At 64.2% G+C, this 25,757-nt stretch carries 24 protein-coding genes; 6 read left to right on the plus strand and 18 right to left on the minus strand.

The genetic code is table 11. The annotated features are described in order from the left end of the window. Nucleotides 1-3: 3 nt before the first annotated feature. Nucleotides 4-750, minus strand: a complete 747-nt coding sequence (locus QYM46_RS09270) for a DUF5058 family protein (RefSeq protein ID WP_025778344.1) — start codon at nt 748-750, stop codon at nt 4-6. Nucleotides 751-972: 222 nt separating this feature from the next. Here QYM46_RS09270 and QYM46_RS09275 point away from each other — a divergent pair, with 222 nt between their 5' ends. After that, entirely contained in the window at nt 973-1,533 is a 561-nt protein-coding gene (locus QYM46_RS09275; RefSeq protein ID WP_432791680.1) for a maleylpyruvate isomerase N-terminal domain-containing protein, read from the plus strand. 37 nt (nt 1,534-1,570) lie between these two features. On the opposite strand, the gene QYM46_RS09280 is transcribed toward QYM46_RS09275, so the two are convergent. From QYM46_RS09280 to QYM46_RS09325, 10 genes are all read right to left on the minus strand, one after another. Further along, complete coding sequence (locus QYM46_RS09280) at nt 1,571-2,089, minus strand: hotdog fold domain-containing protein (protein WP_432791681.1); 519 nt, start codon at nt 2,087-2,089, stop codon at nt 1,571-1,573. Between the two features lie 45 nt (nt 2,090-2,134). After that, the gene (locus tag QYM46_RS09285) at nt 2,135-2,560 is read right to left on the minus strand and encodes a DUF1801 domain-containing protein (RefSeq protein WP_432791682.1); all 426 of its coding nucleotides are present in this window, start codon (nt 2,558-2,560) and stop codon (nt 2,135-2,137) included. Nucleotides 2,561-2,824: 264 nt separating this feature from the next. Next, entirely contained in the window at nt 2,825-3,292 is a 468-nt protein-coding gene (locus tag QYM46_RS09290; protein ID WP_282433931.1) for a transglycosylase family protein, read from the minus strand. Between the two features lie 170 nt (nt 3,293-3,462). Beyond that, nucleotides 3,463-5,835, minus strand: a complete 2,373-nt coding sequence (locus QYM46_RS09295) for an ATP-binding cassette domain-containing protein (RefSeq protein WP_432791683.1) — start codon at nt 5,833-5,835, stop codon at nt 3,463-3,465. Between the two features lie 5 nt (nt 5,836-5,840). Next, the gene (locus tag QYM46_RS09300; RefSeq protein ID WP_169252253.1) at nt 5,841-6,251 is read right to left on the minus strand and encodes a VOC family protein; all 411 of its coding nucleotides are present in this window, start codon (nt 6,249-6,251) and stop codon (nt 5,841-5,843) included. A 19-nt stretch (nt 6,252-6,270) separates the two neighbouring features. Next, the gene (locus tag QYM46_RS09305; RefSeq protein ID WP_035320339.1) at nt 6,271-6,678 is read right to left on the minus strand and encodes a helix-turn-helix transcriptional regulator; all 408 of its coding nucleotides are present in this window, start codon (nt 6,676-6,678) and stop codon (nt 6,271-6,273) included. Continuing rightward, entirely contained in the window at nt 6,675-8,198 is a 1,524-nt protein-coding gene (locus tag QYM46_RS09310; protein ID WP_432791684.1) for an APC family permease, read from the minus strand. The genes QYM46_RS09305 and QYM46_RS09310 overlap by 4 nt, the downstream gene beginning before the upstream one ends. 1 nt (nt 8,199) lies before the next feature. After that, a complete protein-coding gene (locus QYM46_RS09315) occupies nt 8,200-9,558 on the minus strand; it encodes a flavin monoamine oxidase family protein (protein ID WP_432791685.1) in 1,359 nt (452 codons plus the stop codon). Nucleotides 9,559-9,789: 231 nt separating this feature from the next. Beyond that, nucleotides 9,790-10,593, minus strand: coding sequence for a septal ring lytic transglycosylase RlpA family protein (locus tag QYM46_RS09320; protein WP_432791686.1), 804 nt, complete (start codon nt 10,591-10,593; stop codon nt 9,790-9,792). Nucleotides 10,594-10,849: 256 nt separating this feature from the next. Then, nucleotides 10,850-11,179, minus strand: coding sequence for a hypothetical protein (locus tag QYM46_RS09325; RefSeq protein WP_432791687.1), 330 nt, complete (start codon nt 11,177-11,179; stop codon nt 10,850-10,852). Between the two features lie 56 nt (nt 11,180-11,235). Here QYM46_RS09325 and QYM46_RS09330 point away from each other — a divergent pair, with 56 nt between their 5' ends. Both QYM46_RS09330 and QYM46_RS09335 read left to right on the plus strand, forming a co-directional pair. Further along, a complete protein-coding gene (locus QYM46_RS09330) occupies nt 11,236-12,000 on the plus strand; it encodes a glycerophosphodiester phosphodiesterase family protein (protein WP_432791688.1) in 765 nt (254 codons plus the stop codon). A gap of 121 nt (nt 12,001-12,121) precedes the next feature. Then, a complete protein-coding gene (locus QYM46_RS09335) occupies nt 12,122-12,463 on the plus strand; it encodes an RNA polymerase-binding protein RbpA (protein ID WP_169252262.1) in 342 nt (113 codons plus the stop codon). A gap of 106 nt (nt 12,464-12,569) precedes the next feature. Here the strand turns inward: QYM46_RS09335 and QYM46_RS09340 are convergent, their stop codons facing one another. Beyond that, entirely contained in the window at nt 12,570-13,334 is a 765-nt protein-coding gene (locus tag QYM46_RS09340; RefSeq protein ID WP_432791689.1) for a polyprenol monophosphomannose synthase, read from the minus strand. Between the two features lie 306 nt (nt 13,335-13,640). Next, nucleotides 13,641-14,567, minus strand: a complete 927-nt coding sequence (locus QYM46_RS09345; RefSeq protein ID WP_169253852.1) for a metal-dependent hydrolase — start codon at nt 14,565-14,567, stop codon at nt 13,641-13,643. Between the two features lie 76 nt (nt 14,568-14,643). Between QYM46_RS09345 and QYM46_RS09350 the strand changes: the two genes are divergently transcribed. Next, complete coding sequence (locus tag QYM46_RS09350; protein ID WP_432791690.1) at nt 14,644-16,356, plus strand: 5'-3' exonuclease H3TH domain-containing protein; 1,713 nt, start codon at nt 14,644-14,646, stop codon at nt 16,354-16,356. Nucleotides 16,357-16,398: 42 nt separating this feature from the next. Beyond that, nucleotides 16,399-18,660, plus strand: a complete 2,262-nt coding sequence (gene secA2, locus QYM46_RS09355; RefSeq protein ID WP_432791691.1) for an accessory Sec system translocase SecA2 — start codon at nt 16,399-16,401, stop codon at nt 18,658-18,660. A gap of 54 nt (nt 18,661-18,714) precedes the next feature. Here secA2 and QYM46_RS09360 read toward each other — a convergent pair whose 3' ends face one another. From QYM46_RS09360 to QYM46_RS09380, 5 genes are all read right to left on the minus strand, one after another. Then, nucleotides 18,715-21,435, minus strand: coding sequence for a DEAD/DEAH box helicase (locus QYM46_RS09360; protein WP_432791692.1), 2,721 nt, complete (start codon nt 21,433-21,435; stop codon nt 18,715-18,717). Then, nucleotides 21,428-22,270: a twin-arginine translocase subunit TatC gene (tatC, locus tag QYM46_RS09365; RefSeq protein ID WP_432791693.1), complete on the minus strand. Its 843-nt coding sequence runs from the start codon at nt 22,268-22,270 to the stop codon at nt 21,428-21,430. Before tatC ends, QYM46_RS09360 begins: the two co-directional genes overlap by 8 nt. Further along, the gene (tatA, locus tag QYM46_RS09370; RefSeq protein WP_169252266.1) at nt 22,267-22,551 is read right to left on the minus strand and encodes a Sec-independent protein translocase subunit TatA; all 285 of its coding nucleotides are present in this window, start codon (nt 22,549-22,551) and stop codon (nt 22,267-22,269) included. The genes tatC and tatA overlap by 4 nt, the downstream gene beginning before the upstream one ends. Nucleotides 22,552-22,637: 86 nt before the next feature. Further along, entirely contained in the window at nt 22,638-23,525 is an 888-nt protein-coding gene (locus tag QYM46_RS09375) for a WYL domain-containing protein (protein WP_432791695.1), read from the minus strand. Further along, nucleotides 23,509-24,531, minus strand: a complete 1,023-nt coding sequence (locus QYM46_RS09380; RefSeq protein WP_432791696.1) for a helix-turn-helix transcriptional regulator — start codon at nt 24,529-24,531, stop codon at nt 23,509-23,511. The genes QYM46_RS09375 and QYM46_RS09380 overlap by 17 nt, the downstream gene beginning before the upstream one ends. 40 nt (nt 24,532-24,571) lie before the next feature. Between QYM46_RS09380 and QYM46_RS09385 the strand changes: the two genes are divergently transcribed. Beyond that, the gene (locus QYM46_RS09385; RefSeq protein WP_432791697.1) at nt 24,572-25,705 is read left to right on the plus strand and encodes a DUF3866 family protein; all 1,134 of its coding nucleotides are present in this window, start codon (nt 24,572-24,574) and stop codon (nt 25,703-25,705) included. The last annotated feature ends 52 nt before the right edge of the window (nt 25,706-25,757 follow it).

Consider the following 25,757-nt stretch of genomic DNA (forward strand, 5'->3'; position numbering starts at 1 on the left):
TCCTCAGGCTTCGGGCAGTCCGAGACCGGCATAGTGGGCGAAATATGCGGCGACGAGGCCGATGAGCAGGGAGAATCCCAGTCCCCATTCCTTCAGCCAGTTCTGTTTGAGTGTCTTGGCGAGCAGCAGGCAGATGCTCATCACGACTGCCGAGACGATGACGGCGATGACGTGTGCCGGCGATTTCGGCAGCTCACGGAAGGTCAGGGCCGCGAAGGCCGCGAGAAGTGCCGCGCCCGGGATGATCGACATGAGCGCGGGATTGACCTTCTCGAGCTTGTGGGAGCTGCGCTTGAAGATCGGGGTGAGGATGAGGGTGGAGATCATCCAGCCTGCGCCCGAGAGGCTCATCGCCATGAGTGCCACGATGAAGACCCCGCGGGTGAAGGTCTCATCACCGAGGTTGGCACCCATGGTGCCTGCAGCCAGCGACGCAGAGGCCACCTCGGTGGCGGCGGAGCCGATGAGACCGACCCGGACGATGACCGGGGGAGTGCCGAACAGCGGCAGCAGAGCGATGGCGACGAGGACCACCGACAGCGACGGTCCGATGGCGGCGACACCACCGGCGCGGAACGCCGACCTGACCTCCTGCTGGCTCATTCCCGCGGATTCGGCGTTCTTCTTCACGGCGGTCATGTAGATGAGCGATTGGACGACGACGACGGCCATCACCGCCAACGCGAGTATCCAGAGAATCGGTGCGTTTGCGAGGCCGATGTAGTCGGCCGATCCGCTGGCCACAGTCATGGTCAGCTCCTCACTTCATTGTCGAGTTGCAGGGGCCCCGGACGGCAGGTCACGTTGGTATACCAACATGCGGGGCGTAGGAACAACGTATACTGACCGAACGGTCAGGACTACTGTTTGGCCGGAAGTTCTCATTGTTCGAGACGCTGTGAGGCGATCGTCGACGTGCATCCCACCGAGCAGAACGACGCGGCCCGAGCTCTTCCGACCTAAGCTGAGGGCATGGACGAAGTCACGACCAAGCAGCTCGATCGGGCAGAGACGTGTTGGGTCACAGCGCTGCAGCGAGTCCGCGATTCCGATCTGAATCGGACGAGCGGCGCCGGAGAGTGGACGAATGCCGAGCTCATCAATCACGTGATCGGCGGGGGAGTTCGCTACACGCTGCTGCTGGGGCAGGCGAGCACTGCGGAGGCCGAAGCCACCAGGGGAGTCGATCACCTCGGCGACGACAGGCTCGAATCCTTCTGGACTCATGAGAGGACGTTCAGAGCGCTGGTGAACGAATGCGACCTGCACACGCCGGTCGCGCATCGGATCGGGAGCATCCCGGGGACGCAGCTGGTGCAGATGCGCATCCTCGAGCTCGCACTCCATGCCGCGGACCTCTCACGCGGCACCGGTCACGACTGGCCGATCGATGAGAGCCTCGCCGAGTTCATCTCAACCGAACTCGGCGATCTCATCATCGCCCTGGGCGCCGAGGGCGGATACAGGCCGCCGCGCCCGGTCGGCGAGGAAGTCACGTACGCTCAGCGGGTGCTGCTGCTGTCGGGCCGGTGACCGGTCCGAATCGGTCACCGAGTGGAGCCAGGGTGACTCAGTGCTTCTTCGGTGAGATGTACATGGTGATGTGCGCTGTGACGAATGCGGTGCCCTCGGCGTCGAGGATGTCGACGGGGACGACCAGGTCGAACTTCTCCTCGCCGAATTCGGGGATCGTCTCAAGCCGGGTGACGGCTGTGACCGCCCCTTTGCCGGCCTTGGCGTTGTATTCCACGGTCATTCCCGCAGGGATCCAGCGGTGAGTGGGCGGCACGGTCGCATCGGTCATGACACCGGCGGCGACCTCGGCCATATTGCAGGACGCGATCGCGTGATAGGTGCCGATGTGGTTGTGCATTCCGCGACGGTTGGGCGCAGTGACGCGGCACAAGCCCGGGCGCAGCTCTCTGATCTGCGGGCGCACGGTGCGGAAATAGGGTGCCTTGAAGGAGACGGCCTGAGAGAACAGCCAGGAGCCCACGCGGCTGCCCAGAGGCATCTCCTGCATCTTCGTCCAGAGCTTGAAGGTGGGCGCCGAGTCGGTGCTCTGCGCGGCTGTGGTGTCTGCGGTCATGGAGGTGCCCTTGCTGTGAGCTGAGTTACTGTCCAGTACAGACTATCAGTCGGACCATTCGGCCAGTGTGTGATCGCGGGTGCGCTCGAGCAGCTCGCGCAGAACCGGTTCATCGACGTCGCTCAGACGCGTGAGATACAGGCATGATATGCCGCTGCGATGCTTGCCGAGCCTGGAGACGAGGTCTGGCCAGTGCTCTTCATAGTCGCCGGTGAGATAGATCGTGTGCTGGCGTGCAGCAGGGGAGTAGGCGAGAACCGGCATTGTGCCGCCATGTCCGGACTCATAGCGATACTCGATCTCACCGAACCCGATGATGCGCGAAGCCCACACCACAGGTGCTTCGCCGGAGATTTCGGCGAAGATCTCGAGCAGGCGGTCGGCCTCGGCGCGCCTGGGACCGCCGGCACGGTCGAGCACGTCATCGACGGGTTCGCCGGTCGGTCGCATTGCTGGTTGCTTCGTCGCCATTTCGCCTCCTGGTGTCGCCTGATGGATCACAGGCTCAGATCGCCGGATTCAACTGTAACTGCGCACCTCGGGGAGCGGCTCTATATCTTTACTTAACAGAATGTATATTATCGGCGTTCCAGTCGAGATCCGGGAGAGACGCGGCAGTACACAGAAATATGGGTGTACGGAAATGGCCGCGAGCGATACGTGCGTCGCTCGCGGCCATTTCACGATCACAGCCCAGGTGTTCGTGCGCTGTGATCGTCAGATCATTGTGCGGTCTCAGCTGCCGACGGTGACGTTGCCGCCGAGGCCGACCTTGCCGCTGTCGTCCGAGCCGCCATCGTCCTTCTTGCCGTCATCGCCGGACCCGCCGCCGTCATCGGCTGCACCGTTGGACTTCGTCAGTCCGGCTTTCTCGCCGCAAACCGGCCACGCGCCCGGACCCTGCTCCTTGAGCACCTTCTGAGCGATGTGGATCTGCCATTCCTTGCTGTGCTCGTCCGCGGTGCCCGAACCGCCGAAGGCGTTCCAGGTCTGCTTGGAGAACTGCAGTCCGCCGTAGTATCCGTTTCCGGTGTTGATGTGCCAGTCTCCGCCGGATTCGCATTCGGCGACCTTGTCCCAGACGCCCTTCTCAGATGCCTGTGCCGGCTGCGCCGCGCTCATTCCGGTCAGTCCGGCGGCTGCGACAGCGCCGGCGCCGACGAGCAGGGCGGCCTTGCGGAGGCTTGTGCTGTAGAGGTTCACTGTGTCTTCTCCAAAGTACGACTGCATTTCGGTTCTGTAACCCGGTCGTTACCGAGCCGTTATACACCGTAACGAATCAACTGCCGCATTTGAACCCGAGACCGTGAATTCAGCATCCGAATCGCCTCCGCGCTATCTGAGTGAAGCGTGATAAGAAGCGGCTCCCCCGGTCAGGCATTCACATATGCGGCCAGGTGCTCGGCGGTCAGCGAACCGTTCGTCTTCACTCCTGCGACCAGTTCGGCCGGGCTGCCTTCGAACACGATGGAACCTCCGTCATGTCCGGCACCGGGTCCCAGGTCGATGATGTGATCGGCATGAGCCATCACGGCCTGATGGTGTTCGATGACGACGACGGTCCGACCCGAGTCGACAAGTCCGTCGAGCAGACGCAGCAGGTTCTCGACATCGGCCAGGTGCAGTCCGGTCGTCGGCTCATCGAGGATGATCACCTGCGCCGCATCGGCGGCCTTCGCCGATAAGTGCACCGCCAGTTTCAGTCTCTGGCGCTCTCCCCCGGACAGCGTCGTCAGCGGCTGGCCGAGACTGACATAGCCGAGTCCCACCTCGGCCAGTACACCCAGGATCTTCACGACCGCGGGAATGCGCGACTCCCCCGCACTGAAGTGCGTAATCGCCGAATCCACCGGCAGGTCGAGGACGTCACGGATATTCAGTCCGCCCAAGGTGAATTCGAGCACCTCGGTTTGGAACCCCTTGCCCTCGCACTCGTCGCAGGGTGCCGACACGCCGCCCATGAGCGCCATATCCGAATAGATGATCCCGGCGCCGTTGCAGACCGGGCAGGCGCCTTCGGAATTCGCGCTGAACAGGGCGGGTTTGACCCCATTGGCCTTCGCGTACGCCTTCCGAATGGGCTCGAGCATCCCTGTATACGTGGCCGGGTTGCTGCGCCGGGATCCCTTGATCGGTGCCTGGTCGATCATCACGACGCCCTCGCGTCCCCGCAGTGACCCTTCGATGAGGCTGCTCTTGCCCGAACCGGCGACTCCGGTGACGACGGTGAGCACGCCGAGGGGCACATCGACATCGACGTCGCGCAGATTGTGCGATCCGGCACCGCGGATCTCCAGTGCCCCCGCCGACTCCCGGACCGTGTCCTTGAGCGCGGCGGTGTATCCGAGGTGGCGACCGGTGAGCGTATCGGATTCCCGGAGACCGTCGACGGTTCCGGTGAAGGTGACCTCTCCCCCGTCGCTGCCCGCGCCGGGACCGAGGTCGACGATGTGGTCGGCGATGAGGATCGTCTCGGGCTTGTGTTCGACGACGAGGACCGTATTGCCCTTGTCCCGCAACGCCAGCAGCAGGTTATTCATCGCTCGGATGTCGTGCGGGTGCAGGCCGATCGTCGGTTCGTCGAAGACATAGGTGACGTCCGTGAGCGACGAACCCAGGTGGCGGACCAGTTTGATCCGCTGCGCCTCTCCCCCGGACAGCGATCCCGCCGATCGGTCCAGGGACAGATATCCGAGGCCGATGTCGTTGAAGGCGCGCACATCCGCACGCAGGGACTCGAGCAGCACCGAGGCGGCCCCCGGGGTGATCTGGTCGAGCCATTCCGTGATGTCCGAGATCTGCAGGGCACAGACATCGGCGATGGACCGACCGGCGATCAGGGAGGACCGCGCGGCCGCATTGAGACGAGTGCCCTCGCAGTCGGGACAGGTGGTGAAGACGACGGCTCGGTCGACGAATTCCCGGATGTGCTTCTGCATCGAGTCTCGATCCTTGGACAGGAACGACCGCTGGATCCGCGGGATCAGCCCGTCGAAGGTGATGTTCGTGCCATTGATCCTGACCTTCTCGCCTTCGGCGTAGAGAAGGTAGTGTCGCTCTTTCTCATCGAAGTCGGCGATCGGTTTGTCCGGGTCGAAGTAGCCGGATTCGGAGAACATGCGCACGGACCAACCGCCGGGTTTGTACCCGGGGACCGTGATGGCTCCGTCGTTCAAGGATTTCGACTCATCGACCACCTCGGCGATGGAGATGTCCGTGGCTGTACCCATTCCCTCACAGTGCGGGCACATTCCGCCGTTGACGGAGAAGGACCTGCGTTCGACCTGCTTGCCCTCGCCCTTGTCGATACTCACCGCGCCTTTCCCGCTCAGGGTGGCCACGTTGAAGGAGTAGGCGTTGGTCGACCCGAGGTTCGGTTCTGCCAGACGAGCGAAGAGGGTGCGCAGCTTCGCATTGATGTCCGAGACCGTGCCCACGGTGGATCGCGGGTTCGCTCCGATCCGCTCCTGATCGACGAGGATGGCCGTCGTCAGCCCCTCGAGGACGTCGACTTCGGGTCGGGCCATCGCCGGCATGAAGCCTTGGACGAACGCGGAATAGGTCTCGTTGATCATCCGCTGGGACTCGGCGGCGATGGTGTGGAAGACCAGCGAACTCTTGCCGGAACCGGAGACTCCGGTGAAGACCGTCAGGCGACGTTTGGGGATCTCGACCCTTAAGTTCTTGAGATTGTTCTCCCGGGCTCCGCTGACGCGGATGAGGTCATGGCTGTCTGCAGTGTGCACAGGTCTCAGCCTCTCTGCTGGATGCGGATCATGTTTCCGGCGGGATCCCGCAGGGCGCAGTCGCGCAGACCGTAGGGCTGGTCCATCGGCTCCTGCACGATATCGGCGCCCTTGGCCTCCACCTCGGCGAAGGCCTCATCGACGTTCGGGCTCGCGAGCACGATCGCGGCATAGCTGCCCTTGGCGATGAGTGCCTCGATGGTCTCCCGTTCGGTGTCGCTGATCGTCGGGTCGGTCACGGGCGGGGTGAGCACGATCGATGTGTCGGGTTGGCCGACCGGTCCCACCGTCAGCCAGCGCATGCGTCCGGCACCGACGTCGAGGCGCAGCTCGAAGCCGAGGATGTCACGGTAGAAGGTCAGGGATTCGTCCGCATCGGTGTGCGGCAGGAAGCTGGCGTTGATCGAGATGTCCATGTGAGCAATCGTAGACTGCTCAGTCAGGTGGGACTTCTCGATTCCTGACCGGTCGCAGGGCATTCTTCACCACGATCGTCGGCAGCCGGTGCTCGCCTGCGGCGACTCCGTCGCGGTAGCGGGTCGGTGAGAGTCCGACGAGTTCGCTGAAGCGGGTGCTGAAGGTGCCCAGGGAGGAGAATCCGACGGTGAAGCAGATCTCGGTGATCGTGAGATCGCCGCGGCGGATGAGGGCCATGGCGCGTTCGATCCTGCGCGTCATGAGATACGAATAGGGCGATTCGCCGAAGGCCGCTCTGAACTGACGGCTGAGGTGCCCGGCGGACATGTGCACGCCTGTGGCCAGGGCCTCCACGCTCAAGGGCTGGTCGAACTCGCGGTCGATGCGGTCCCGGACTCGGCGCAGAGCCACCAGTTGCTCATTCACCCCTCGTCGACTCCCTGTTTCAGGGTGTGTCCGCGGAAGAAGTCGGGGTGGCGGATGGATTGGATGATCATGATGACCACGCCCAGGGCCAGTACTCCGATGCCGAGGACGAAGACGAGTCCGATGCCGAAGACGGACGACCCCGAACCGTAGTCGGGATCGAGGGAGTCGATCGCGGTGGTGACGAAGATGACCAGCAGGGTCACTCCGCCGATGAGCGGGAACAGGAACCGGAAGAAGAACGTGCGGGTCGAGGCGAACAGGCTGCGTCGGAAGTACCAGATGCAGGCCAGACCCGTGATGCCGTAGTAGAAGCAGACCATGAGGCCCAGAGCGGTGATCGTGTCCCACAGGGCGTTCTCGGACAGCAGACGCATGACGACGTAGAAGATGATCGCTGCTCCCGCCGAGGTGACGGTGGCCACGGACGGCGATTTGTACCGCGGGGAGACGCGACCGTACTTCTCCGGCAGTGCTCCGTAGTGGCCCATCGCCAGGATCGTCCGGGAGGGCGAGACCATCGTCGCCTGCAGCGACGACAGAGAGGAGGAGAGCACCGCGATGGATACGAGAACCGCGAAGGGACCCATGACAGGGCCGGCGAGTGAGGCGAAGATCGATTCCTGGTTGTCCGGATTGCCTGCCCCGAGCCCCTGGGTGCCGATGCCGGCGAACGAGATGACCGCGATCGTGCAGGCGATGTAGATGATGACGATCGCGATGATCGTGAGCATGGCGGCCCGACCCGGGGTCTTCTCCGGATCCTTCGCCTCCTCGTTCATCGTGATCACCGTGTCCCAACCCCAGAAGAGGAAGATCGACAGTGACACCGCAGCCGCGACGGTGGAGAAGTCGCCGGCCGACAGCGGGTTGAACCAGTCGAGAGACACCGGGGTCGGGTCGAAGGCGGTGCCGTTCGCCACCTGCACGACCGCGGCGATGACGAACCATCCCAGCGCCAGCACCTGGAAGGCGACCAGCCACACCTGCAGCTTCTCCGTGGCTTCGACTCCCCGATACGACACCCAGGCCGCGGCAGCGGTGAGGATTATCGTGACGGGGATGTTGATCCACAGAACCCGGGTGAGTTCGGCGACGGACGGATCGGAGAACACCTGTGACAGGAGGAGGAAGAGGAAGTCGACGGCCACGGCCGCGAGATTGGACAGCACGAGGACGGTGGCGGCGACGAGTCCCCAGCCGCCCATCCATCCGAGCCAGGGCCCGAATGCTCTGGTCGCCCAGGTGAAGGTGGTTCCCGAGTCGGGCATCGCCGTGTTCAGTTCCCGGTAGCCGAAGACGACCAGGAGCATCGGTACGAAGCCGATGAGCAGCACAGCCGGGGTGTGCACCCCGACCTCGGAGATCGTCGGACCCAATCCTGAAGTCAGCGTATAGGCCGGGGCGATGCAGGAGATGCCGATGACGGCTCCCCCGATGGCTCCGATCTTGCCGGCGGAGAGTCCCTTGGCGCTCAGTCCGCTCGTGTTCGTCGACGGTGACGGCTGTGTGCTGCTCATCTCAGGAGATCTCGCCGAGGATCCTCTCGGCGGTGGCGGTGCCGATGCGCACTGCTCCGTCGACGTGCTGGTAGCCTTCGGCGGCGATATCGGAGCTGGCGAAGTGGATCGGTCCGACCGGGTCGTTCTGGAACGGCCCCCACCGGTGCAGACCGCCGAGGTCGTAGCTGGTCGCATAGGCACCGCGAGTCCATTCCTCCGCACCGAAGTCGGAGAGGTAGAACACGCGCGGGTCGAGAGCCTTCGGGCCGAGGAAATCGGCCAGCGCTTCGAGGATCGTCGTCCGGCGGGTCTCCTCGTCCAGGGCCCACATGGCGTCGGCGTTGATATCGGAGATGAACCCGACGAGGGTGCCCTGCTCTTCGCCGTGGTTCGTGTTGTCGTAGACCTCTTGAACGAGACGGGAGGCGCCGAATCCGGTTCCGCACAGACCGTCCTCACGCCAGAACGGAGCGTCGTAGGTGGCGTGGACCTTGATGACGAGCCCCATCGACTGGTGTTGGTGGAAGATCTGCTGGAGCCGCGGCAGAGGCGGGTCATAGCTGATGCGCGAGTAGAGGTTCGGCGGGACGGCGACGATCGCGGACCGGGCGCTGACGCTCAGTTCGTCGGTCGAGACGTGGACTCCGGTCTCCGACCATTCGATCCGACGCACCGGCTGCTGCAGGCGGACGATGTCCGCACCGAGTTCCTCGGCCATCTGCACGGAGACCGACTGCATTCCGCCGACGACGCGACGGTCGAGGATGAAATGATCATCGACGAGGTTCGTGAATGATCCCGCCGAGGCGGCCATGAGGACGGCCTGGAGCGTTGAGAAGGTGGTGGCGGGCTTGGTCAGCATGCCGCCGGCGACGAACAGTCCGATGTTCTCGCAGGCGAGTTCGTCCTCGGACTGTTCACGCAGCCAGTGGTGGAAGGAGATCGAGTCGAGTTCGGCAGCGTCCTCGGCATCCCAGGGAGCCTGCGGTCCGATCCGGGCGGCGAGTTCGTCGAGGAGGCCGATGAGGCGTTCCATCTCGGTCTGGGTCGACTCCCCCACGGGGAACATCTCGCCCGAGTAGACGGTGCGGGTTCCGTCGGGTGCGATGTAGACGCTGTCGCCGTCGCGGTAGCGGGGGTAGGTCTCTTTGCCGAGTTCGTCGACGAGAGCCAGCAGTGCGGTCTGGTCCGGAGAGATCCACTGTCCGCCGAGTTCGAACATCTGCCCGTCGATGTGTTCGGTCCAGGTCCGTCCGCCCACACGATCACGAGCTTCGAGGACGATGACGCTGCGTCCGGACTTCCGCAGCCGACGGGCCGCGCTCAGGCCCGATGGGCCTGCTCCGATGATGACGACGTCACGGGTTTCTGCGGACATGGCGGACTCCTCGACAGACTGTGTGATGGTGGCTTCAGGTTAGCTACCCCACAGTCGAAAACCAAGGTCGAAAAGACGAATACGAATTTCGTAGCAACAGAGCAATCCGTATCTCTAGGCTCGAACGAGCGACTAATTCCCTTTGTCTATATGGTCAAAAAGTTCGAAACTCGTATTTGCGTCGCAGAACCTGCGGATTCCGCAGTCAGCGGCTGCAGGAGACAGACGGCGTCACTGGACCTCGTATTTGCCGTTGATCTGCCCGGCGCCGACTCCGCCGACGGCTTCCATAGCGGCCTTCGACAGATCGAAGCAGCGGTTGCCGTGGTAGGGACCGCGGTCATTGACGCGCACGGTCACGGACTTGCCGTTGGCGGTGTTCGTGATCTTCACCTTGGAGCCGAACGGCAGGGTCTTGTGAGCCGCGGTGAGCTTATTGGTATCGAAGATCTCACCGTTGGCGGTCTGCTTACCGTCGAATCCGTCACCGCCGCCGTAGTAGGACATCGGGCAGCTGCCGGATTCTCCTGCCGACTTGCCGGAGTTCGACGGCCCGTCGTTCTCATCCGCGGACCCTGCCGACGATCCCTCGTTACCGGACGTCTCTCCGCCGCTGGACGCTCCTTCGTCCTTGGTCTCAGCGGTCTTCGACGGCTTGGGGCTCGGTGTCTCGATATGAGTGTCGATCGTGACCTCTGCAGGCTTCTCCTTGGCCTGCTTCTTCGCTTTTTCGAGGAACTCATCCGGAGCCTGCGTCGGCTCGGAGACAGCGACAGCAGGCGCTTCGGCCACGACCTGACCGCTCGTGGAAGAGTCGTTGGGAACCATTGCGAGGCTCGAGGCGACGACGGCTGCCGTCGCGGCGGTCGGCACGATGAACGCGGAGAGCACCGGGCGGGTGCGGACTGCCGCCAGCACTCCCCCGGCGGTGTTCTGCCGGTCGGCGGGTGCGTGACGTCCGGCCTTCTTCTTCGCTGTCAGCGCGGAGAAGATCGAACCGGTCTTCTTGGTGTTCGGTGCTGAGTGTCTGCCCACAGTCGTGTTCCTCGTCGTCATCACGGAGTGTCTCGGCAACTCGGAGATGCAGGGGGAAGACCTCTCGCAGCCGTGCGCTCGAGGATTGGCTCCAAGTTATCTGATCGTTATCTTCACAGATTCTAGTTAAGGAACTGTTACAAAAGCAATGTGGCACACCGTTTGGGTGTGCCACATTGCTGAGACTCTGCTCACGGGCGGCATCGGTCGACTGCCGAGTCGCAGGTCCTGCGAACCGGTTCGCGGCCGGATCTGATCAGGGGCGACGGGGCTTGCGCGTCACCAGTTTCCGGACACCGTCGGCTCCGGTCGTCACGGTCTCCTGTGCCCGGTCGAAGGCACGTTCGACCTTGCCGCTGCGCACAGCGTCATCGATCGCGTGCGAAATGCTTCCCAAAGCGCGGTTGACGCCGTTCTCGCCGGCTTCGATGAGGCGCGAGGTCGATGTCGCCTCACGCACATTCCTCACACCGGTGCTCGCTGCGCTGTATGCGCGTCCGGCGACCCGGCGTGCGCGTTCGGTCGGAGTCTTCGCGGTCGCGTCGAGGACATCGTCGGGTTCGAGGGGTTCGCGGTGTGAACTCATGACTCCATCCTTGAACACTGCCTCGGTGAAATCAACACCCTGATTAGGATTGGATCATGAATTCCCAGCGGGAGGTCATCGCAGACCCAGAGATCATCGCTCACCGAGGCGGACTGTGGCCCGGGATGAGCGAGAACACCCTCGAGGCATTCGCCGCAGCCGCCGACGCCGGGGTGCAGTGGATGGAGACCGACGTCCACGCCTCCGCAGACGGCATCCTCTTCGCTGCTCATGATGCCGACCTCAACCGCATCGCCGGGATACCCCGATCCATCCGCGAACTCCCTGCTGACGAGCTCGACGAGGTCGACCTCCTCGCAGGGGGTCGACTCCCCCGCCTCGAAGCGCTGGTGGAGGCACTGCCGGAGGTGCAGTGGAATATCGATGTCAAGGCCGCTCACAGCATCGGCCCCATGATCCGGTTCGCGCATAATTTCCATGCCGCTGACAGGATCCGCCTCGCCTCATTCGACTCGGGAACCCTGCGACGGCTGCGCACCGCCCTGCCCGGGGTGCGCACGTCGACAGGCACCAGGGAGACTGCCCTGTTCGCCCTCGGTCGATTGCCGGGTTTCCCCGATCACGGGGCCGCTGCCCTGCCTCCGGGAGTCGACGCACTGCAGGTGCCCGCGTCGTTCAAGACGATTCCCGTGGTCACTGCCGACTTCGTCGCCCGAGCTCACCGGTCGGGCCTGCTCGTTCACGTCTGGACGATCAATGATGAGCCGACGATGCAGTCGCTGCTCGACCTCGGAGTCGACGGAATCGTCACCGATGATGTCGAGCTCGGTCTCGCGGTGCTGGGGAATCGGCGCGGTTGACTGCCCCTCCTTCCTCGTCGATTCGCGCATGCCGCTCCGGGGCTGTCGGCGAGGAATATCCGGGCACGGTAGACTGTTACATTGCGTCCAAGGTGTGCAGTCGAGTCGGAAGGTCTTAGATATGAGCGAACGCAGTCTCCGCGGAACACAGTTGGGCTCGCGCAGCCTCGAAACCGAAGAGGGCGTCGAGCCGGCACCCCGCCAGATGGTCGAATTCGAATGCGAAGACGGAACCCGCTTCAAGGTGCCGTTCTCGATCGAGGCCGAGGTCCCCTCGGCCTGGGATTCCGGTATCCACGGCATCGGAGTCCGCGTCGGAGTCAACGAGCCCGATGGTGAGCCCGTGAAGCACGTGCGCTCCCATTGGGACATGCTCCTGGAACGCCGGTCCTTCGACGAACTCCAGGTGCTCCTCGATGAGCGCCTCGCGATCCGTCGCGGTGAGGTTCCGGCCCAGAGCTGAACCAGCCGCAACAGGAACCCATAAGGGGTGCAGGTCAACAGACCCGCACCCCTTATTGCTACCTGACGGCGGCCCAGCAACCTCGCGCCAGGTTGCTGGGCCGCCGTCAGGTAGCAATTGAGGGGGTGGAACGGGTGAGGAGGCGACGGAGCTGATTGCGACGGCGGGTCAGACCCCAGCCGGCGACCTTCGTGAACGCTTCGGTGATGATCGAGCCGCTCATCTTCGATTCGCCGAGCTCGCGTTCGACGAAGACGATGGGCACCTCGGCGACCCGGAACCCGGCCTCGACGGTGCGATAGGTCATGTCGATCTGGAAGCAGTATCCCTGCGACTGGACGTCGGAGAGATCGAGCGCCTCGAGCACAGCCCGGTTGTAGGCACGGAATCCCGCCGTTGCGTCCTTGACTCCCAATCCCATGACCGCGTTGACATAGACGTTCGCGCCGCGGGAGAGGAAGAACCGGGATTTGGGCCAGTCGACGATCTCTCCGCCCGGAACCCATCGGGATCCGATGATGAGGTCTCCTCGCCCCTCCGCGGCGGCGTCGAGCAGCTGCCCCAGGTCGAGGGAGCGGTGCGAGCCGTCGGCGTCGAACTCGCAGATGATCTCGTAGTCGCGTTCCAGCGCCCATTCGAATCCGGCGATATAGGCCTTGCCGAGTCCGGACTTCTCGGTGCGGTGGAGGACGTTGATCCGGGGATCTGCCGCAGCCTGCTCGTCGGCCCACTCCCCCGTTCCGTCCGGTGAGCTGTCATCGACGATGAGGACGTCGACATCGGGCTGCTGTTCGAACAGTCCGGCCAGAGTCACGGGGAGGGCGAGACGTTCGTTGAAGGTGGGGATGACGACAAGAATCTTGGAAAGCACGCACTCCACGATACGCGGTAGTCGCTCCAGACAATGAGTCGACACCCCCGCCTTCGGACCACGCTGCTGCGGCAGCGAGTTATCTATTGACGGGAGTGCCGACTCCATCCCGCATCTAGCGGAATGCTCACGTCGAATCTAGTGGCCCATCGAGACTTCGCAAAATCGCCGTGACCTGGGCTGATAACTGAAACCGCAGGTCACAGGCTCAGACAGAGGAAAGAAAATTTCGCGCTATCGGCGTGTCGGCTGGACAGGCCCGACCCGGCTGAAGTCAGCGGGCCCTCCCGCATCTGCAGCTCCGGTTCAGAGTTCGACCCGGGTGGGCAGAGCCACGTCCGGAGACAGCTCGGGAAGTCCTGGAGTCCCGGACCGTGGATCGGTGCTCCAGGCGGCGACGCGCGGGTCGGCGACCTGAACGACGAGACGTTCGACCTTCCACCGCACGATATCGGCATCGGCTCCGGGCGCGAGGACTCCCCCTTCCGGGTGTCCGGCCGCGCGATGAGCGAAGCGGGTCGCCGCATTGAACGCCGCGCGCGCACCGATGCCTCCGTCGCCGACGACGGCATCCCGCACTCCTGCCCAGGGTGAGGTCTCGGAATGACTGAAGGACACCTGCGCCCCGGCCGCCAGCAGCTGTGCCAGCGGCTGCGGCTGTGCGGGGTCGAGCGTGATGGCGATACCGCTGCGGCCGAGGGACTGCACCTGCTCGTCCGGAACGGCGAAGTCCAATCGCAGACGGTAACCGTGACGCTGGGCATGGGCGGCATCGGCACGGAGGACCTCGAGCACGCCGGTGAGCAGTTCATTCGAATCGACGAGGATGAACAGGCTCAGCGCCGGCAGCTCCTCGAGCGCGAGGAGATCCGCTGCGGCGATCGAAGCACGTCCGGCTTCGACGGAACCGGAGCCCAGCTGCGGGTAGTCGACGATCGACAGTCCGTCCGGGGCGTCGGCAGCGAACTGCGCAATCTGCTCGGCGCTGCCGATCGCGTGCACATGGGTGAACCCCTGCGCGTACAGGTCGGCCGCCGTCGGGACTGATTCGTCGACGATCAGACCGGCGTGGACGAAACCGGGTGTGAGGAAGTCCTCACCGAGGTCGATCGCCTCCGGGTCCAGGGCCTTGGCCGCTTCATCCGAACCGATGAACGAGACCTTTCCGTCCGCATGCCCCAGTGCCGTCGCAAAAGGGTCGACACTGCTGTAAACATCTCCACCAAAGTACATAGTCACAGCCGACAGGCTACACCGTCGGCCGTGGCGGCTACACCTGTGTCAGGAGGGTCAGGTATCGTCATCGATTGTGAAGCCCTTGGTTCTGCTCGATACGCCAGCTCTGTACTATCGCGCCTTCTATTCGGTGCCGGATTCGATCGTCAATGCCGACGGTCATCCGGTCAACGCCGTGCGCGGGGTGCTCGACACCGTTGCCCAGATGGTGCGCCGCTTCGACACCGATCGTGTCATCGCGACGATGGACGCCGATTGGCGTCCGGACTTCCGCACTGCGATCATGCCCGAATACAAGGCGGCACGCGTCAAAGATGAGGAAGCCGGTACGGAGATCCCTCCCGAGCTGGCAGTGCAGCTGCCGATCATGAACCGTGTCCTCACCGCTGCCGGAATCCCCATCGCCGAGGTGGCCGGAACCGAAGCCGATGACGTCATCGCCACGATGGCCGTCCAATCGACGACCCCCGTGATCATCGTCTCCCCCGATCGGGACCTGTTGGCGCTGCTCGACTCGTCCACTGACGTCAGTGTTCTGCGCCCCCGCAAGGGCGGCGAGTGGGAGGCCCTGACCCAGACGGATCTGCCGAACGCCTACGGAGTGCCCGACGGCACCCGCTACCGTGAGCTGGCAGCTCTGCGCGGCGACCCGTCCGACGGGCTGCCCGGAGCCCCCGGGATCGGGGAGAAGAGTGCGGCGACCCTCCTGCAGAACTTCGGTTCCCTCGAATCGATCATCAACGCCGCCAAAGCCGGCGTGAAGACCGGTGGCCTCAGCCCGAAGCGGGCCGCAACGATCATTGAGGTCGAAGAGACCCTGCACAAGACGCTCGAGGTCATGCGCTGCCTGACCGACGTCGACCACGGCATCGACCTCGACAGCGTCCCGAACGGCCTTGACCGCGCCGCAGTCGAGGACGCCGCCGACGGGCAGAACATCCGCCGTTCCGTCGACAACCTCATCAGTGCGCTCGAATCCGTGTCAGGAGCCGACGCTGTCGCAGCCTCGCATGAGGCCGCCTCTCATGCGGCCGCACAGACCGACACGATCGCGCAGCCCAGGAGGTCGACCGAGTCTGCCGAGTCGGCGCCACGGTCGGCCGGGACCGCTTCGTGGGTGCAGTCACGGCTCGTCGGCTTCGACCTCGAGACCACCGGAGTCGAACCGGCCACTGCCCGCATCGTCACCGCCGCCTTCGTCGACTCGCCTGCTCAGGTGCGCACATGGCTGGCGGATCCGGGCATCGAGATCCCGGAATCGGCGCGTGCCGTCCACGGCATCACCACCGAATTCGCTCGGGCCAATGGTGCGGCCGCCGTCCAGGTCGTCAGCGAACTGTGTGCAGAATTCGCCGCGCTCCGAGAAGAAGGCGCCGTTGTCGTCGGGCACAACGTCGTCTACGACCTCAGTGTGATGGCAGCGGAAGTCGCCCGCCATCGACCGGACATCGATTTCGCCTCGATCATTCCGACGATCGTCGACACATTCGTCGTCGACAAGCAGATCGACCCTTATCGCAGGGGAAAACGGACACTCATCGAGACGGCGAAGACCTACCGCATCGAACTCCTCGACGCCCACGATGCCGCCGCCGACGCCCTGGCCGCTCTGGACATTTCCCGAGCGTTGGCCGAAAAGTCCACGGAAATCTCCGCGCTGAGCAACGATGAGATCATGGCCGCACAGGCCGATTGGAAGCGCTCACAGGCGGCAGGACTGCAGGCCTGGCTGCGGAAGAAGGGCAACGCCGAGGCCGTCGTCGACGGTTCGTGGCCGATGTCCTGAACGCTAGACTCGACACCGACGCACCAACGACGAAGGACGACAATGGGATTCTTTTCTCGCCTGCTCAACCGACCCGGCTCTCATGCGGAGAAGACGACAGGTTGGTTCGAGCGCGCCGTCGACGATCTGGACGCGGCCGGGCGCGAATTCTCCGAACTCAGCGATGCCGAACTCACGGAGGCCGCCGGTGAGGTCTTCGCATCGGGCAGCCAGCAGCAGACCCTCATCCGCTATTGTGCTCTGGCACGCGAAGCCGGTGAGCGGGTCCTCGACGAACGTGCTTATGACACTCAGCTGCGAGGGCTCGTCGGGCTCCTGCAGGGCAGCATCGTGCAGATGGCCACCGGTGAGGGCAAGACTCTCGTCGGCGCGCTGGCGGCTGCCGGCTACGCGCTGCAGGGACGACGCGTGCATGTCGTCAGCGTCAATGACTACCTCGCCGTTCGAGACCGCAATTGGATGAAGCCGCTGTTCGACCTCCTCGGCGTGAGGTCCGCTGCGATCTCGGGCGCACAGGCCGACGACGAACGCCGTGAGGCCTACCGTGCCGAAGTCGTCTATGCGTCGGTGACCGAGGTCGGTTTCGATGTTCTCCGCGACCGGTTCCTCACCGAGGATGCCGATCAGCGGGTGCCCGAACGCGATGTCGTCATCGTCGACGAGGCCGATTCCGTGCTCATCGACGAGGCACGTGTGCCGCTGGTCCTCGCCGGTTCGGCCAGCGTCCAGGACACCGATGCTGCGATCGCAGCGCTCGTGTCCCGACTCAGCCCGGACACCGACTTCGAGGTCAGTGCCGACCGCCATGCCGTCTCACTCACCGATGCCGGAGTCGATAGGGTCGAGGACGAGCTCGACGTCGAACTCTTCGGAGAGGACTCCGAGACGCTCGCCGCCGTCAATCTCGCTCTTCATGCCCGGGCGCTGGTCAAACGCGATGTCGATTACCTCGTCGTCGACGGACGCGTCAAACTCATCTCCTCCTCCCGGGGCCGCGTCGCCGAACTCCAGCGCTGGCCCGACGGGCTCCAGGCCGCAGTCGAAGCCAAGGAGAGCCTCGACGCCACCGACAGCGGGGAGATCCTCGACCAGATGACGGTCGAAGAGCTCATCCACGGCTATGCGACCGTGTGCGGTATGACCGGCACCGCCCTGGCCGTCGGTGACGATCTGCGCGAATTCTATGGGCTGGAGATCGTGCCCATCGACACTCATCTGCCAGTGATCCGCAGCGACGAACCCGATCGCCTGTTCACCTATCAGGAGTCGAAGGAACGCGCGATCGTCGAGGAAGTCGTCGACAATCACGCCCGCAGACGTCCCGTGCTCATCGGCACCTCATCGGTAGCCGAGAGCGAGTCCCTGGCCGAACGGCTGACCGAACGCGGAATCGACGTCGCCGTTCTCAACGCGAAGGACGATTCCCGAGAAGCCGAGATCATCGCGAAGGCCGGAGCGCCGGGCGCCGTGACGGTGTCGACGCAGATGGCCGGTCGCGGTACGGACATCCGACTGGCCGATGACGACGTCGCCGATGCCGGCGGCCTCCTCGTCATCGGTGCCGGTCGCTATCCGTCATCCCGACTCGATGACCAGCTGCGCGGTCGCGCAGGTCGTCAGGGCGATCCCGGCACGTCTGTGTTCTTCACCAGCCTCGAAGACGAACTGGTCACCAGGGTTCCCGAGATCCAACGGTTCGTCTCCGAGGGTGATGAGACCGGGCTCATCGAATCCAAGCGCGCACTCGGCCTCGTCGAACACGCTCAGCGCATCGCCGAGGGCCAGAACACCGCACTGCACCGTGACACCTGGCGCTTCAATGAGCTCATGGCCAAACAGCGTGAGCTCGTCCTCGACCGCCGCGCCGAGATCCGCAAGGACGACGAACCCGTCGAGCAGCTGCGCAAAGAACTCGGCGACCGTGCCGATGAGATCGCGCAGGAGCACTCGGAGGAGCTGCTGGACTCGGTGCTCCGCGTTGTCATGCTCTTCCACCTCGACGCACGGTGGGTCGATCACCTCGCCTTCCTCAACGACCTGCGTGAGGGCATTCACCTGCGCACCTTCGCCAGGGAGAAGCCGCACGAAGCGTTCAACACCGAATCGATCCGCGTGTTCTCATCGTTCTGGTCCGATGTCATCGACGATTCGACGGCGACGATCAAGGAGGCGACGATCACCGAGGAGGGAATCGACCTCGAATCGCACGGCCTGAAGCGTCCGTCGTCGACGTGGACCTATCTGACGACGGAGAACGCCTTCGGCTCCGATATCGAGAACATCGTCAAGAAGGTCCGTCGCTGAGACGATGACGCTGCGTCTGCGCTCCCCCGGCGGAGAGCGCAGACGCGGCGACGCTCAGGAGTCGGCGACGACTCCGCGCCGGATCGCTTCGATCGTACGACGCACGCGCACTGCGGTCTGCGGGTCGATGACCTCAGCGACCTGACCGAGCAGATCGAGACTCTGCTTGGCCCATCTGACGAAGTCTCCGGCGGCGATATCGCTGCCCCGCAGTGACTCCGACAGGGTTTTGCCTTCGGTCCACCGGTACATCGGTCTGATCAGCCCGCGATCCGGTTCGTCAGTCGTATTCAGTGCATGCTGCTCTTCCAGGTGGAAGAGTCGACGCCAGATCGTCTCGGACTCATCGCAGACGGTCTTGAGGTCGGCGCTCGGCGCCCGATGCGCGGTCAGGGTGTCTCTGCGCGATTGGAAGACGAAGATCGATGCGAACGCTGCGAGCTCCGGCTCATTGAGTCGGTCCCACAGCCCGGCACGGATCGTCAGCGCCACCAGGAGATCCCGTTCGCCGTAGATCCGACGCAGCATCGTCGAATGCTCGGGGTCGAACCCGAGGCCCCGCAGCACGTCCTGGACCCGGTCGAAGACCAGAGCGATCGAGGTGGTGCGCCCTTCGATGCGGGCGATGAGCGATTCGTTCTCCCGGATGAGCTTGTCGGCACGGTTGGCCCAGCGGGCGTGGAGCTCCCGATCTGGGCAGTCGTGGCAGGGGTGTGCCCGCATCTGCGCCTGAAGTTCGGCCACTGTGGTGCTCTCGCCCTGATGCTGTCGGCTCGATTCCCAGTGGGCTTCGGAATCCACTCGGCCGTCGTGAATGGCGGCCTCGAGGATGGACAGCAGCTGTCTGCGGTCGCCTGCCTGCCGATGGTTGAATTTCTTCGGCACCCGGACTCGCCCGCACGAGGCGACGGGCTCGGTCACCTCGTGCGGGCGCAGGTGCCACACCTTGCCCTGCTCGGTGAGGACGGTGGGAAGTCGGGACACACCGTCCTTGTTGCTCATCGGAGCGATGATGACCGCGCGACCACCGACCCGCTTGGCCGGCATCGTCACCACATCGCCGATCTTGAGCGCGGTGAGGGACTCGACGATATCGCGCTGCCTGTTCCGCGATTTCGTCCTGGTCTCCTGCTTCTGCGTGTCCGAGATCGCCCGACGCAGCCCGGCGTACTCGGAGAAGTCACCGCGATCGCAGTGCATGGACTTCTCATACGCCTCGATCGTGGCTTCGTTCTTGCGTACCTTCCGCGCCAGGCCGACCACGGCCTTATCGGCCTGGAACTGGGCGAACGAGGTCTCGAGCACCTTGGCCGCTTCCTCAGAGCTCATCCGCGACAGCAGATTCGCAGTCATGTTGTACGTCGGTCCGAACGCCGAGTTCAGCGCGTAGGAACGGTTCGAGGCCAGGGCCGCCAGCTCGCTGACCTCGATGGTCGGGTGCCACACCACGACGGAATGGCCGATGCGGTCGATTCCGCGGCGACCTGCCCGCCCGGTCAGCTGGGTGTACTCCCCCGGAGTGATCATCACATGTGCTTCGCCGTTGAACTTCACGAGCTTCTCGAGCACGACGGTGCGCGCAGGCATGTTGATGCCCAGTGCCAGCGTCTCCGTGGCGAAGACGACCTTGATGATTCCCTGCGAGAACAGCTCTTCGACGAGCTGTTTGAACTGCGGGATCATCCCCGCATGGTGCGCGGCCACTCCCAGCAGCAGACCCTCACGGAAGGTGTGATAGCCGAGGATGCCGAGATCGTCGTCGGCGAGGTCATCGCGCAGCTTTTCGAGAGCGGCATTGACGATCGTCTTCTCCTCCCGGGAGTTGAGGTCGGTGCCCGTGCTCAGATACTGTTCGACGGCTTCATCGCAGCCGTTGCGGGAGAAGATGAACATGATCGCCGGCAGCATGGCCGCCTCGGCGAGTGATGCCACCACCTGGGTGCGGCTGGGGCGGCGGAATCGTGCCCGGGTGGCGCGTGCCCGTTTCGACCGTGGTCCTCCGTGCGTGCGGGTGGCGTGGTTGAGAGCCGGATCGATACGGTCGGAATCGCTGTGCGTGAACAGGTCGTACATCCGGTGGCCGACCAGGACATGGTTGACCAGCGGCACCGGACGGTGACTCGTCGAGACGATCGTCGTCGGTCCTCTGACCTCACGCAGCCAGGCACCGAACTCCTCGACATTCGATACCGTCGCCGACAGCGACACCATCTGCACACGGTCGGGAAGATGGATGATGACCTCTTCCCACACCGGCCCGCGGAACCGGTCGGCGAGGTAGTGGACTTCGTCGAGGACGACGAAGCCGAGATCCGACAGTCCCGCCACGTCGTTGTAGAGCATATTGCGCAGCACTTCGGTGGTCATGACGATGATCGGCGCATCCCGGCGGATCGACATGTCACCGGTGAGCAGCCCGACGTTCTCAGCCCCATGGACCTCGGCGAGGTCGCTGAACTTCTGATTGCTCAGCGCCTTGATCGGTGTCGTGTAGAAGACCCGTTTGCCCTCGCCCCGGGCCAGTTCCACGGCGAACTCCGCGATGAGCGTCTTGCCTGCGCCGGTCGGCGCCGTGACCAGCACGTCCTCCCCTTGCTGCAGGTGGCTGCAGGCTTCGACCTGGAAGTCGTCGAGGGCGAACTGAGTGCGCTCCATGAACTGTCCCAAGGGGGTGCGGGCGAAATCCGCGCGCGCCTTGAAGCCGGCATAGGCGGCGGAGGGGCTCGGTGACTCCTCCGCAGGAGTATCGGTCGAAAGCGGTGTGGGGTCAGTCATTCTTCTCTTCGTCGGTCAGTTCGTCCTCGTCGACCCACAGGCCCTGCGCGATGAGGCGCTTCTTTCGTCGGCGATCATTGAATACACAGATCACCCAGGCCAGGCAGAACAGGGTCATCATGGGGATGACGAGGAAGAACATGGACATGGCGTCCGGAGTCGGGGTGGCGATCGCGGCGAACAGGAACACGAGCATGACGATGATCCGCCATGACTTCTGGATCCGCTCCGCCGACAGGATTCCGAGCATGTTCAGTCCCACCATGAGCACCGGCAGGACGAAGGCGAGACCGAAGACCACGATGATGATCATCACGAAGCTCAGGTAATCCTGTGCCGGGATGATGTTCGTGCCGCCCTCGGGAGTGAACGAGGTCAGGGCCTTCACCGCATTGGGCAGAGCGAAGAACGCCATCGTCGACCCGGCCAGGAACAGCGGGATCGCTGCCCCGAGGAATCCCAGAGAGTACAGCTTCTCCTTCCGCTTCAGCCCCGGCACGATGAAAGCCCAGACCTCGTAGAGCCAGATCGGGCAGGAGAGGAAGAGTCCGATGAAGAACGAGAGCTTGATCTTCAGATCGAAGGGGGAAGCGACTCCGGCGAAGTTGATCTCGGCCATCCGTCCGCCGTTGTCGCGGATAGTGCGGATCGGCTCTTGGAGGATATCGAGGACGGGGTCGTAGAGGAACCAGCCTGCCACCGCACCCAGAGCAATGGCGATGGCGGAGATGATGACGCGGTTGCGCAACTCGACCAGGTGCCCGACGACGGGCATCTTCTTCTCAGGATTGTTCTTCCGTGATCGAGAGGGCTTGCGCTGACTGTTCTCTTTCACTTCTCGTGAGACTGCGGGTCCTGCTTCTCTCGCCGCGACTCCTCGGTGCCAGTGGTCTCACCGGTGGCCGTGGAGGATTCGGTCGAGGAGTTCTGGTTGAGCGCTCCCGGCTCGGTGCTCTTGCCGGATTCGTCCTCATCGCCGCGCAGATCCTTGACCTCGGACTTGAAGATCTTCATCGACTGTCCCAGGCTTCGGGCCAGCTGCGGCAGTTTGGGTGCGCCGAAGATGATCACGATGATGAGGATCACGATCGCGATCTGCACGAAACTTGGTCTCATGGGGAGCTCCTTGGATTGTTGATGCTGTGGAAGAGTCTACGCGCTGCGGCTGAGCCTTTCATCCACTTCCGGACGCGGCCTTCGTCTCAGCCGAGCCTGTTCAGGGCGCCCGCAACGGCTTCGGTGTCGTCGATCTCGGTGATGACATCGGCATGACAGAGCAGGAACCGGCTGAGCCAATCCACAGAATGCACGAGCAGGCGGATGCGCACGCTCGTGTCACCACCGTCGAGGTACTCCCGATTCGTCACGTCGAGTTCATCTGCCAGCCATGCTCCCCCGGCCGCAAGACCGAGGGTGACTTCGTATGAGGTGGTCATCGACTCGCTGACCGACATCGGCGGATGCGCGGCCGATTCCCAGGACCGGATGCGACCCAGTGCGAACCGCCGGGGCGCTCCGGCCGAATAGCACCACGCATCGACGTACCAGTCAGCACCGGGGACGAGTCGGGTCGGGGCGATGGTCCGCGTGGTGAGTTCGTCACGGGAGCCCACGTAATAGTCGATCCGCAGCGCCGTGCCTTCTTCCACCGCATTGCGCAGAGCGGTCAGGAGCTCCTCGTCGGCGTCGATGGGACTGACGTCGACGGCCGTGCGCAGGTTCTCTCCTGCAGCTGCGCGCAATTTGGACGCGGCCGTGGCCACCGCTGCGGAATCGAGCCCTGGCAGGGACGAGAGCATGTCGAGAGCGAGCACGAGGACTCCGGCCTCCTCGGCGCTGAGCCGCACGGGCACGGAGACCTCTTCGGCGTTGGAGACGAAGATCTGCCCGCCCTCCCACGAGGCATCGATGAGGTCATCGGGCATATGTCCGGGTCGACCGGTGACGAAGAGCAGCTGCAGATCGTCGATGAGGGTGGCGGAGTCGATGCCGAAATAGGCAGCGGTCTCTTCGAGATCCGCGCCCGGATGCGCATCGAGGTACGGGACGAGGCTGAGCAGTCGGGTGAGCCGTTCACGCGCTGAGGACACTGGAGCCTCCCAAACGGTCGAGCGATCGGCGAATCGTTTCGCGTCTGCGGTCGACGGCGCGCACGAGTTCGGGCGGATCGACCACGTCCACGGCGTCCCCGAAGCCGACGATCTCGGCGGCGAGGGCATCGGCATCGGAATAGCCGATGACCACCTCGTCGCCATCGCTGCGGATCTGTCGACGGCGCAGCGGATCGGCCCGGTGAGCACGGATGTGCAGCCTCGCCTCGGCGACGACGGCCATCTCGGAACTCGACTGCAGCGCCAGCTGCGGGGAGAAATCCTCGGGGATCTCATAGTCGCCGGGTTCACGGCCGCTGAGCTTCGCGATCCCACCTTCGACGCGGGAGAGCCGGAAGGTGCGTCGGGCCTCGCGGTCGAGGTCGAAGCCGAAGAGGTAGACACGGTCGCCGCGGCTGAGCAGCGCATAGGGTTCCAGCTTCACTTTCCTCTCGCTCTGACCGGGTTTGTGATACCGGAAGCCGATGGCTTCGCGGGCATTGATGTGATGGAGAGCGGTGGCGAAGTTCGCGCTGGCCAGCCGGTGTGCGGCGGTGCCCGGATCGACGTTTCCCGGGCCGGCGGCGGACTGGTCGAGGTCGATGCCGAGTGCGCGCAGCTTCGTCAGGGCCTGAGACGAGGACGCCCCGAGCTCGGTCTCGGACCAGAATGCGGCGGCCACGGTCACAGCGGCCACCTCGGCGGGAGTGAGGTCGACGTCGCCCATCGCATAGTCGGCGGTGGAGATCCGATAGCCCGTCTCCCCCACATCACCGTAGGCATCGTGTTCGGCCCGGGTTGCGATAGTGATGCCCATGTGCCGCAGCAGCTCCTTGTCGCGGGAGAACTTGCGGTCGAAGGCGACCTCGTCGAGCCCGGAATAGCCGTCGATGGCGCTCATCAGCGTCTTGCGCGACACCCAGCCGCGAGAAGCGCGGAGGGCGATCAGCAGATTCATCAAACGTTCGGTCTGCTGTCTCTGTCTGCTGGTGCGGGGTGTATTCACGATTCCACCGTAACCTAGGCCGGGCGATAGTCTTGGGACCATGATTCATTGGCGCAAAGGAATCGTCGCAGCGATTCGCTCCACCCGGCCAGGATACACAGAGCTCGACGTCGACCTGGACGAGGCTGTGCCGGGAACCGATGTGAGATCCATCCGGGCGATCGCCTACACCGATGCCGTCGGGCAGCCGCAGAACCAGGACACCGTCATCGTCAATGTCTCGGCTCTGGCGAAGAGGCTGGGCACCGGAGGGTTCGGGCTCATCGTCGCCCTGCCCGAAGCGCTGCCGACCGATCCTCCGGACGGTCCGGGCCATCTCGTCAAGGACCGCTATTCACCGTTGCAGACGATGGTCCTCGGCGTCGACGATCAGGAATCGCAGCATCACGCCACCCTCGCCGAGGCGGAGCACCTCGACGGCATGCCCGTGATCGTCGCCGATCTGCATTCGGCTCTGCCCGCAGCGATCGCCGGTATCCGCGTCGTCGACCCATCACTGTCGGTGGCTTATGTGCTCAGCGATGGTGCGGCTCTGCCGTCCCCGTTCTCGCAGGCCGTCGCCGGACTCAAGGACGCGAAATGGCTGACGGGGGTGATCAGCACCGGGCAGGCCTGGGGCGGAGACCTCGAAGCGGTGACGATCCATACGGGACTGCTCGCGGCCAAGCACGTGATGGACGCCGACATCGCCATCGTCGCACAGGGTCCCGGGAACCTCGGCACCGGCACGAAGTACGGCTATTCGGGCCTGGTCACCGGAGAGCACCTCAATGCCGCAGCCCTGCTCGGTGGGCGTCCGATCGGCTTGCTGCGGATGTCGAATGCCGACGCCCGCGGCCGTCATTTCGGCATCTCCCATCATTCGCTGACGCCGTTGACTGAGATCGCTCGACCGGGGATGACCGTGCCGGTGCCCGACTTCTCCACCCTCACCGAGGCGGAGAGAGCCGAGATGGACCCGGATCCCGAAGTCGTGACCGCGACCGTGGCCGAGCAGCTGTCTCGACTCCAGATGCATGAACTCGTCGACGTCGATCTGACGGGACTGTGGGATGCGCTGCGTGCCTCACCTGTACGTCTGTCGACGATGGGCAGGAAGCTGCCGGCCGATGCCGCATCGTTCCTCGCCGCGGCCGCCGCTGGACGCTGCGCCGCCCGGCTCGTCCACAGCTGAGCGCGGCGAACACACAGGCAACCGCCGGTCCTCGCAGAATTCCCCTCCGCGT

Source organism: Brevibacterium sp. K11IcPPYGO002, from assembly GCF_050920635.1.
GTDB lineage: Bacteria > Actinomycetota > Actinomycetes > Actinomycetales > Brevibacteriaceae > Brevibacterium.

Coding starts and splice junctions, on each gene's coding strand:
- QYM46_RS09270 (WP_025778344.1), bottom strand. CDS start 750: ATGACTGTGGCCAGCGGATCGGCCGACTACATCGGCCTCGCAAACGCA.
- QYM46_RS09275 (WP_432791680.1), top strand. CDS start 973: ATGGACGAAGTCACGACCAAGCAGCTCGATCGGGCAGAGACGTGTTGG.
- QYM46_RS09280 (WP_432791681.1), bottom strand. CDS start 2,089: ATGACCGCAGACACCACAGCCGCGCAGAGCACCGACTCGGCGCCCACC.
- QYM46_RS09285 (WP_432791682.1), bottom strand. CDS start 2,560: ATGGCGACGAAGCAACCAGCAATGCGACCGACCGGCGAACCCGTCGAT.
- QYM46_RS09300 (WP_169252253.1), bottom strand. CDS start 6,251: ATGGACATCTCGATCAACGCCAGCTTCCTGCCGCACACCGATGCGGAC.
- QYM46_RS09310 (WP_432791684.1), bottom strand. CDS start 8,198: ATGAGCAGCACACAGCCGTCACCGTCGACGAACACGAGCGGACTGAGC.
- QYM46_RS09315 (WP_432791685.1), bottom strand. CDS start 9,558: ATGTCCGCAGAAACCCGTGACGTCGTCATCATCGGAGCAGGCCCATCG.
- QYM46_RS09325 (WP_432791687.1), bottom strand. CDS start 11,179: ATGAGTTCACACCGCGAACCCCTCGAACCCGACGATGTCCTCGACGCG.
- QYM46_RS09330 (WP_432791688.1), top strand. CDS start 11,236: ATGAATTCCCAGCGGGAGGTCATCGCAGACCCAGAGATCATCGCTCAC.
- QYM46_RS09335 (WP_169252262.1), top strand. CDS start 12,122: ATGAGCGAACGCAGTCTCCGCGGAACACAGTTGGGCTCGCGCAGCCTC.
- QYM46_RS09345 (WP_169253852.1), bottom strand. CDS start 14,567: ATGTACTTTGGTGGAGATGTTTACAGCAGTGTCGACCCTTTTGCGACG.
- secA2 (WP_432791691.1), top strand. CDS start 16,399: ATGGGATTCTTTTCTCGCCTGCTCAACCGACCCGGCTCTCATGCGGAG.
- QYM46_RS09360 (WP_432791692.1), bottom strand. CDS start 21,435: ATGACTGACCCCACACCGCTTTCGACCGATACTCCTGCGGAGGAGTCA.
- tatA (WP_169252266.1), bottom strand. CDS start 22,551: ATGAGACCAAGTTTCGTGCAGATCGCGATCGTGATCCTCATCATCGTG.
- QYM46_RS09385 (WP_432791697.1), top strand. CDS start 24,572: ATGATTCATTGGCGCAAAGGAATCGTCGCAGCGATTCGCTCCACCCGG.